Origin of the sequence: Dapis brunnea BLCC-M229, from assembly GCF_050015995.1 — a bacterium.
In the GTDB taxonomy this organism is placed as follows: Bacteria; Cyanobacteriota; Cyanobacteriia; order Cyanobacteriales; family Microcoleaceae; genus Trichodesmium.
Genome location: NZ_JBNHEP010000047.1, coordinates 25,473 through 35,186, shown reverse-complemented (window position 1 = coordinate 35,186; position 9,714 = coordinate 25,473). Strand labels below are relative to the sequence as shown.

The following is a 9,714-nucleotide window of genomic DNA, read 5'->3' as shown; positions in this document are numbered from 1 at the left end:
TGTAACTCTGGGAACAGGGGAAGATAACCTCAACCAAGACTTTGGTTATCAACAAGACTTAGGTAGTATCGGTGACACAATATTCCTAGATGAAAATGGAAATGGTACTCCAGATGATGGTGAAGGAATAGCAGGAGTAGAAGTCAAACTAGACATTGATAGTGATGGAACATTTGACGCCACCCAAACCACAGGTTCTGATGGTAAATACTTATTCGATGGATTAAACAGTGGTGACTACACAGTAATGGTAGATACGGATACTTTACCAGACGATGTAGTAAATACTGTTGACCCTGATGGTGGTAATGACAGTATGTCTGATGTAACTCTGGGAACAGGGGAAGATAACCTCAACCAAGACTTTGGTTATCAACAACCAGAACCTCAAAATCCTGGTATCGAAATTCAGAAGTTCGTCAATGGTGAAGACGCAAATACCGCTGAGGAAGCAATTGAAATTGCTCCTGGTGCAGACGCTAAATTTACCTATAAGGTGAAAAATACTGGTAACGTCTCATTTCCAAAGGATGAAGTAATTGTCACAGATGATAACGGAACTCCTGACGATACAAGTGATGACTTCAATCCCGATCCAGTTTTAGACGGTGACTTTAACGAAGGCGATGCTAACCAAAATAATGAACTAGATCCTGATGAAACTTGGCATTACACAAAAACACTACCTGCCGAGGATTTATCGGTTAGCACTGCAACCACAACAAATCATGTGATTGATTTTGAAGGCTTCGATGCTGGCACTGTCATTGACGATCAGTATGCAAATCTTGGTGTAACGATTTCAGCGACTGGCGGTTCTAACGAAGCCATGATCTTCGATAGTTCTAATCCGACGGGTGGAGATGATGACCTGGCAACTCCTGGTGATGGCCCTAACAACACCACAGCTCAGGGTAACATCCTCATTATTTCTGAAGATGGTGACAGTTCCGATCCTGATGACAAAGCTGGTGGCGGTACTATAACCTTTGAATTTGATGAGAATAATCCAGTTGATGTCAACTCCCTCAGTTTTGTGGATATTGAGGAAAGCGGTGGTAAAGTTTTCACTACTGATGCAGATGGAAATGTGAAAACTACCAATATTCCTGCACCGGGTGACAACAGTTTCCAAACTTTAGGCATCAATGATGATGATGTCGTTAAGTTAGAGGTTAAATTGAAAGGCAGTGGTTCTGTATCTAGCCTTGATTTTGACAAGATAACCACAGAAACAGCACCCGGACTTTACACCAATATTGGTAAAGTGACTGTTGGTGATGAAAGTGATACCGACCCCGCTAACTATGTTAACCCCGAACCCGATCCTCAAAATCCTGGTATCAACATTGAGAAGTTCGTCAATGGAATTGACGTTACTGACCTCAATAATCTACCCGAAATTGCAGCAGGTGCGGATGTCACCTTTACCTACACTGTGGAAAATACAGGTAATGTAGACTTCACAGCTAATGAAGTTATCATCAGTGACGACAACGGAACTCCGGATGATACTGGTGATGACTTTATTCCCACTCTAGTTGCATCTACTGATGTTGGCTCAGATGGCATTCTCAGTGCAGGTGAAACCTGGACATACACTTCCGCCACGGAAGAAGCCCAAGATTTAACCGTTACTACAAGTTCCCAAGATATCACCTTTACCCTCACAGGTAACAGTTCCACAATAGGTAGTAACGGAAATGTCCGTAAGTTTACTCAAGATGGTGTATCAGTTGATGTCAGTGCATTCAGCAGTAATAAGAGTGGTGGAAATTGGAAGACTGCTTATCTGGGAGCTTATGGCGGTGGTTTAGGTGTTACTAACCGTAATGAAAGTGGTTCTCATCACCGAGTGGATAATGGTCATAGCAACGATTATATCCTCTTTGAATTCGATGAAGAAGTAACTGTAGACCGCGCATTCCTGAGTTCTATCAGCCAAGATAGCGATATCTCAGTATGGATAGGCGATCGCGATGGAGATATCTCACTTTTGAACAGCGATATCTTAAATGACTTCACCAAGGAAAATAAGAATGGTGGCCGTGGTGGTAGTGACCGCGCTCGCTGGGCTAACTTTAATGCTGATGAGTTAACCGGTGATACTCTGGTTATTGCGGCGAAAACAAATGACAGTAATGATGCCTTCAAACTGAAAAAGCTTGATATTTCTGTACCGGGTGAAACAAGCATCGGCAATTACGTCAATATTGGAACTGTAACCGCTGGTTCTGTAAGTGATGAAGACCAAAGTGGTTACACTAACCCTGAAGGCGAACCTGAACCTCAAAATCCTGGTATTGATATTGAGAAGTTCACTAAGGGTCCAGATGCTACGAAAAAGGATGCTGACACTCCAGATGAAGCAGTAGAAATTGCTGCTGGTGAGACAGTGACTTGGACTTATGAAGTAACCAACACTGGTAATGTACCTTTTGATAAAGCTGATATTAAGGTAACTGACGACAAAGAAGGTGATATCACAACTCTCTTAAATCAAGATGACACCTTAGATCCTGGTGAAACATGGACTTATCAGCAGACAGGAATTGCTGAAGATTTAACAACTACTACAAGTTCCGAAGACATCACCTTCCACCTCACAGGTCATAGTTACACAACGGGTCATTACGGAAACGTCCGTACCTTTAGTCAAGATGGTGTATCAGTCGATGTCAGCGCATTCAGCAGTAATAAGAGTGGTGGAGACTGGAAAAAGGCTTACCTTGGAGCTTATGGCAGTGGTTTAGGAGTTACCAACCAGAATGAAGGTGGTTCCGGTCACCTAGTAGATAATGGTGTTAGCAACGATTATATCCTCTTTGAGTTCGACAAAGAAGTAACTGTAGATCGCGCATTCCTAGATTATGTCAGTGGTGATAGCGATATCACAGCCTGGATAGGTAATCGCGATGGGGATATTACAAATTTGAATAGCGATATCTTAAATGACTTCGCTAAGGAAAATAACAATGGTGGTAACTACGATCGCTGGGCTGACTTTAATGCTGATGAGTTAAAAGGTGATACCCTGGTTATTGCTGCTCGTACCGACCACAATCACGATGCCTTCAAGTTGAGAAAACTTGATGTTTCTGTACCGGGTGAAACAAGCAGCGGTGTTTATGAAAACATTGGTAGTGTTAGTGTCAATGGTTTCCCCGGTATCACCGATGAAGATTGGAGTCACTATGTTAACCCTGACTTCAATATCTAATTTTCTTGGATAGACTTTCTAGACATTGACTCATAGTAAATCTAGAAATTTAAACCAGGTAAATAGCTGAATTGATTTAAGAGTTTCACAGACGTAATTTCTGTGAAACTCTTTTTTTGGCGTTAGAATCACCAAGGATTGAACTCCTTGGTTAATAGCTCAATATGATATCCAGACAATAAGCGATAAAAAAGTTTTTGTTTGTAGTAGGGCTTTAGCCCGAACTATAGATAGGGCTAAAGCCCTACTACAAGCTTTAATTATCACTATTCAACCGGACATGATATAAGCGATAAAAAAGTTGTTGGGTGTTGGTGAAACACGGTATGAAATTCCTAAAAACCTATTTTCCCTCTAATATAGACAGGACTTACGCAGATACTCTACATATAGGGAAGGCGAATGCCATTCGCCCCTACAGATAGTGCTTTAAAACTCAATTTGCGTAAGTCCTGATAGAATCCGGTTATATACTATATGTTTATATCTATACTTCACGGACCAAACTTCCCAAACTTCCCACACTTCCCACACTTCCCACACTTCCCACACCCCCCCACACTTCCCACCCCCCTTACTCCCCGAACTATACAATAAGTATTCAACCAGATTTGATATAACTGGCGCGGAAGAAGCTCCTTTCTAACTCCTGATATAGAATCTGGATAATTCTATAGCTAAGTCATTGCGACTTGAACAGAGTGGAAGGAAGCAATCTCAGGGGTTTCGCGAGATTACTTCCTATCGTTGGAATGACGACCTTTCAACCGGATTCTATATGACTCCTGACTCCTGAATCCTGACTCCTGACTCCCCCCTAAATTATTTATAACTGTTCATCTGGACATCATAATAAGAGATAATTTATCAATAACTACTTGACAAGTATATTTAATTGTGCTGCAATAAAAATTCTGAGTTAAATTAGTTAGTGTCCAGAAACATTTATCAATTGTGAAAGTCACTATTTTATAGACAAAATCAGGTCAAATTATCACAGGCTTTCAGGAGTAGAGCCGAATTTTTTATAAATTAATCCCAATAAAGGATTAAATTTATTAAGAATAACTTGCAATATCATTAAAATTAATCAGCCAGTATGAGGTAATTACCTATACATACTTACAGAGAAAGAACAAGGAGAAAATTAAAAATGAAAATAACTAGACGAGTATTTCTAGGAACAGGCACAGCAATGGCAACTGTAGCACTTGCGGAACTGGGAAAAAGCAACCGAGGATTAGCCCAAGGTGGTGCAATTAATCTCTATTCTTCCCGTCACTACGACACTGACCAAGCTCTTTACGACAGTTTCACCAAAAAAACTGGTCTCAAAGTTAATTTAATTGAAGGCAAGGGAGATGAATTAATTGAACGAATTAAAAGTGAAGGAGCTAACAGTCCTGCAGATGTCTTTATCACAGTTGATGCAGGTCGTCTGTGGCGTGCCCAAGCAACCGGAATCTTGCAACCAGTTTCTTCGTCTACTCTCAATAGTAAAATTCCAGCTAACCTCCGCAGTCCGGAAAACTTATGGTTTGGTTTCTCCAAACGGGCGCGGGTAATTATGTATAACAAAGATAAAGTTAAACCTTCTGAGCTATCAAGTTATGAAGACTTAGCTACAGACAAATGGAAAGGTAAAATTGTAATCCGCTCCTCGAGCAATATTTACAACCAATCTTTAATAGCATCTTTAATCGAAATTCACGGAATGTCAGATGCAGAAAGTTGGGCAAAAGGCTTTGTTGCAAACTTTGCGAGACCTCCAGAAGGAAATGATACTGCTCAAATAAAGGCTGTTGCTGCTGGCATTGGTGATGTTGGTATTGCTAATAGCTACTACTTGGCGCGTTTGAAAAAATCTAGCAAAGGAGAAGATAAAGCAGTTGCAGAAAAAGTCGGTATGTTTTTCCCCAACCAAGATGGGCGCGGTACCCACATTAATATTAGTGGTGGTGGGGTAGTTAAAACTGCTCCGAATAAAGAGGGTGCAATTAAGTTTCTCGAACATTTAACCAGTCCAGAAGCTCAAAAAATATTCTCTGAAGGGAATAACGAATATCCTGTAGTTGCAGGTGTACCTGTTCCTAGTGTGTTGACAACCTTTGGTGATTTCAAGACTGATTCTACTAATGTTGCTGTTTATGGCAAGTTGAATGCTGACGCGATTAAATTAATGGATCGTGTGGGTTGGAAGTAGTAGTATATCTACTGGTGTGACATACCTCAAATGTTGTAATAGTAGGGGCGAGTTCAGCATTAAACTAATAATATCAATATTAAATGAGATGAACCCGCCCCATTGCCTCACCGCCTCACCACCCCATCCCCTGCTACAATGACCGACACGGCTAATTTTGTGTGGTAGATTTTGGGGCGGGTTTATTTGATCTGATGGTTAAACTCGTTAATTTAACGTGGAACCCACCCCTACTATTGCACCATTTTAGATGTGTCGGTTCACTACTAGACTGTTTCATCTTAAATGTTGCAATAGAAAAGTGTCTGGAGATTGCTATCCTGACGGACTGCTCCGCAAACACTGTGGTTTGCTATCGCAAAGCTGCGCTTTTCATGTCGCGGAGCGAAACGCAATGACAAATCTAATGCACTACTTTAGATGAAACGGTCCACTACAATGACCTTAATGCAGAAAGAAATAAATTCACTGTAGAGGTTTGTTCTCCAAACCCCTACTGATATCAAAAATGCCTACTTCCGACTAACTCAGAAGACTTCACATACTTTTCTTCAGGTATTGTGGGAAAAACTCGCAAGTTATCTTCAGCAACAGATACCTTGACTTGAATTCCAATTGGCAATGCTACTTGTGGGGTAGTGCGAGCAATTAATTCTTTTCCAGACTCAGTTTGTAAACAATAACGAAATTCACGACCCAAAAACTGGCGATCGCGAATCACCATAGACCCCTCATCATCAGCTTTCAACATCAAATCTTCTTGACGGATCATCAACTCAAGATGATCGAATTCATCCAAACTACTAACTTCCCCACGAAACACATTATTATTTGTCAACTCAAAAGCACCAACCTCCGTTTCCCAAACCTGGTCGCGACGACGTGCAGGCAAAAAATTAGCCTGAGTCACAAACTCCGCTACAAATTTAGAAGCAGGTTCAGTATAAATATCTTCTGGCGTACCAAATTGTTCCACACATCCAGCTCGCATTACTGCCACCCGGTCAGAAATAGCCATTGCCTCCTCCTGGTCATGGGTGACAATAATTCCTGAAGCACCGGCACTTTTAAGAATATCTCGTAATTCCTGGCGTAATCTAATCCTCACCTGTACATCCAAATTACTCAAAGGTTCATCCAATAATACCAACGCTGGATTTGGTGCCAAAGCACGCGCCAAAGCTACCCGTTGTTGCTGACCTCCAGACAATTCGTGGGGATAACGATTTTCTAGACCAGACAAACCTACCAATTCCAGAACATCTGCTACCTGATGATTAATTTGTGTACTTGACTTTTTGCCAGAATTGTGTAGCCCGAAAGCAATATTTTTGGCTACAGTCAAATGGGGGAATAAAGCATAATCCTGAAATACCATACCAACATTGCGTTTTTCTGGTACTACCCAATCATGTCTACCAGCAACTACCCGCCCATTAATTAAAATAATACCTGACTGCGGTTGCTCAAATCCAGCAATAATTCTCAATAAAGTTGTTTTACCGCAACCTGAAGGCCCCAATAACCCCAATATATCTCCCTGATATAGTGTTAAATTTACATTTTGTACCGCAGGGGTAGTAGTACGAGAAAATTGCTTGTTGACACTCTCCAGATGGAGAATTACCGATTGGGCCATTTATTTCTTAACCTCCGTCATTTCAGTTATTAGTTATCAGTCCTAGCGTGTCTAGTTTGAAAATGTGGGTTGAAAAACCTAACCCCCCTTACCCCCCTTTGAAAGCTATGCTTTATCAACATCTTTCTGAACATAAAACTTGACAAAATATACAAGTTATGTGTTAGCCTTCGAGATGCTTTTTCTGGAGAAAAGTGTATTGAATTAGACATTTTTTTGAGAACTACAGACAAGATTCTCACTTCCCACACCCCCCACACGGACCACACGGACCACACGGACCACACGGTTTTCAGGAGTTCCTTATCAGGGATAGCTTTGAAAGGGGGGAGGAGGGAAGGGTAAGCGTCTCTCCCCTCTCCTTGCAGGAGAGGGGTTGGGGGAGAGGTCTTATCTTTTAAAAGTTAAAACATAAACTGGGTTGATGAACAAACATTGTGGGACTACCAACGGTTATGCCAGAAACCCAGTTTCAAAGAGAATTTGAGAATGTGCGTTATAGTTCTCAAAGTCGTCTAGAACATTATTTATTCTTAAATTATCTTAACCTAACTTTTTAGAAAATGTTCTCATTAAGTTGCTAAAAAATATTCTAATATCTAAAACCAAAATGTTTGATAATATAAAAAAATTTAACCGTCTCAACTGGAATGCTTGGACAGTATTTGTTGTAGCGATCGCCTCCCTCATCTCAGCGCCTGTAATATTTGTCCTCAGCAGTATTTTCTCAGATACAGCAGAGATATGGAGTCACTTAGCCTCTACGGTCTTACCCCGTTATCTGCTCAACTCCTTCATATTAATGGTAGGAGTAGGTTGTGGAGTTTCAGTCATTGGAGTAGGAGCAGCATGGTTAATTACAATGTGCCGTTTTCCTGGGAGTCGTCTATTTGAATGGGCAATGTTATTACCCCTAGCAGCACCCGCTTATATTTTAGCCTATACTTATACAGAACTCCTAGAATTTTATGGCCCTATACAAACATGGTTGCGAGAAATATTTGGTTGGACCAGTGTAAACGATTATTGGTTCCCAGAAATTCGTTCCATTGGCGGAGCGATCGCCCTGTTAACCCTAACTTTATACCCCTATGTTTATCTCCTAACGCGAGTCGCCTTTTTAGAACAGTCAACCTGTACTTTAGAAGCTAGTCGTTCTTTAGGAGCAAACCCTTGGGGGAGTTTTTTCACAATAGCTCTACCTCTGGCGCGACCAGCAATAATTACAGGTTTAGCTCTAGCACTAATGGAAACCCTCAATGATTTCGGTACGGTGCAATATTTTGGAGTCGATACATTTACCACTGGCATTTATCGTACTTGGTTTGGTATGGGGGAAAGGGTAGCAGCAGCACAGTTAGCAGCAGTGTTACTATTATTTATTTTATGGTTAATTTTGCTCGAATTATGGTCGCGTCGGCAAGCAAAATATTATCAAACTACCAGTCAACAGCAACATTTACAACAATTTCACTTAACTCGAATGCGGAAATTAGGTGCTTTTATTGCTTGTTTACTGCCAGTTTTTTTAGGCTTTCTCTTGCCAGCAGGATTATTACTACAAATGACTATTGCTGAGAGCGGGGCAAGTTTTCGGGGTCGGTTTTGGGATTATGCTTCCCATAGTTTGACTTTGGCAGCAATTACCGCTGTTTTGGCAGTAGCGATCGCTCTGATCATGGCTTATGGAGTACGTATAAATCGAAATTTGGGAATGCGTGTATCAACTCGCATTGCAGCAATGGGTTATGCTGTACCCGGTTCAGTTATTGCCGTAGGAATTTTGATTCCTATCGGTACAGTTGATAATGCCATTGATAGTTTTATGCGTTCCATGTTTGGCATCTCAACTGGTTTATTATTCAGTGGCACTATTACAGCATTAGTTTTTGCTTATTTAGTCAGATTTATGGCAGTAGCATTTGGTGCTGTTGAGTCAAGTTTAGTGAAAATTCAACCAAGTTTAGATGATGCTTCTCGGAGTTTAGGTTATAGCCCCACTAAAACTTTAATTAAAGTTCATGTACCGATGATGTGGGGTGGTTTACTAACAGGAGCAATGTTGACATTTGTAGATGTAATGAAAGAGTTACCAGCAACAATGGTAATTCGTCCGTTTAATTTTGATACTTTGGCAGTTCGGGTTTATAATTTGGCTGCTGATGAAAGATTAACTGAAGCAGCAGGTCCGGCTTTAGCAATTGTATTGGTAGGAATAATACCAGTAATCCTACTCAGCTTAAGAATTGCTAAGTCGCGTCAAAGTTAAGATTATTAACAATTTCTTTATGGTTATCAACTAGTGGTCTGTCAAACTTATTTTGATGGGTGATGAATTCTTAAAAGTCTTGATTGATAAGCTTTTCAATTTTGAAATCCCCATCAATTCAAACTTGACAGACCACTAGTAGAATGAGACCTGTGCATTCTACGATTTAATATTGATTGATATAGAGTAATAATATCTAATCCGGATAATTACTATACTCAAGTCATTGCGACGGTCACTCCGTGGAAGGAAGCAATCTCAGGGGTGCGCGGAGATTGCTTCCTATCGTCGCTGCGGACGACTGTTAAACCTGATTCTATATAATTAGTAATAAAGATATCTATCGGTAATATTTTATTACAATTAACAGTACCCTATTTAGA

General features: G+C 40.6%; 5 protein-coding genes. 4 read left to right on the top strand and 1 reads right to left on the bottom strand.

The genetic code is table 11. The features are described 5' to 3' along the window. The coding region (locus tag ACP6PM_RS04595; RefSeq protein ID WP_426582273.1) for a DUF7507 domain-containing protein at window positions 1-3,220 on the top strand (3,220 nt) is incomplete at its 5' end. 1,153 nt (window positions 3,221-4,373) lie between these two features. Beyond that, entirely contained in the window at window positions 4,374-5,423 is a 1,050-nt protein-coding gene (locus ACP6PM_RS04590) for a Fe(3+) ABC transporter substrate-binding protein (RefSeq protein ID WP_426582271.1), read from the top strand. Between the two features lie 502 nt (window positions 5,424-5,925). Here the strand turns inward: ACP6PM_RS04590 and ACP6PM_RS04585 are convergent. After that, complete coding sequence (locus ACP6PM_RS04585) at window positions 5,926-7,062, bottom strand: ABC transporter ATP-binding protein (RefSeq protein ID WP_426582269.1); 1,137 nt, start codon at window positions 7,060-7,062, stop codon at window positions 5,926-5,928. Between the two features lie 437 nt (window positions 7,063-7,499). On the opposite strand from ACP6PM_RS04585, the gene ACP6PM_RS04580 reads away from it, so the two are divergent. Both ACP6PM_RS04580 and ACP6PM_RS04575 read left to right on the top strand, forming a co-directional pair. Then, window positions 7,500-7,622 (top strand): hypothetical protein, encoded by a 123-nt coding sequence (locus tag ACP6PM_RS04580; RefSeq protein WP_293105312.1) that lies wholly within the window; start codon window positions 7,500-7,502, stop codon window positions 7,620-7,622. A gap of 50 nt (window positions 7,623-7,672) precedes the next feature. Further along, on the top strand, window positions 7,673-9,331 hold the full coding sequence (locus tag ACP6PM_RS04575) for an ABC transporter permease (protein WP_426582267.1): 1,659 nt from the start codon (window positions 7,673-7,675) through the stop codon (window positions 9,329-9,331). The last annotated feature ends 383 nt before the right edge of the window (window positions 9,332-9,714 follow it).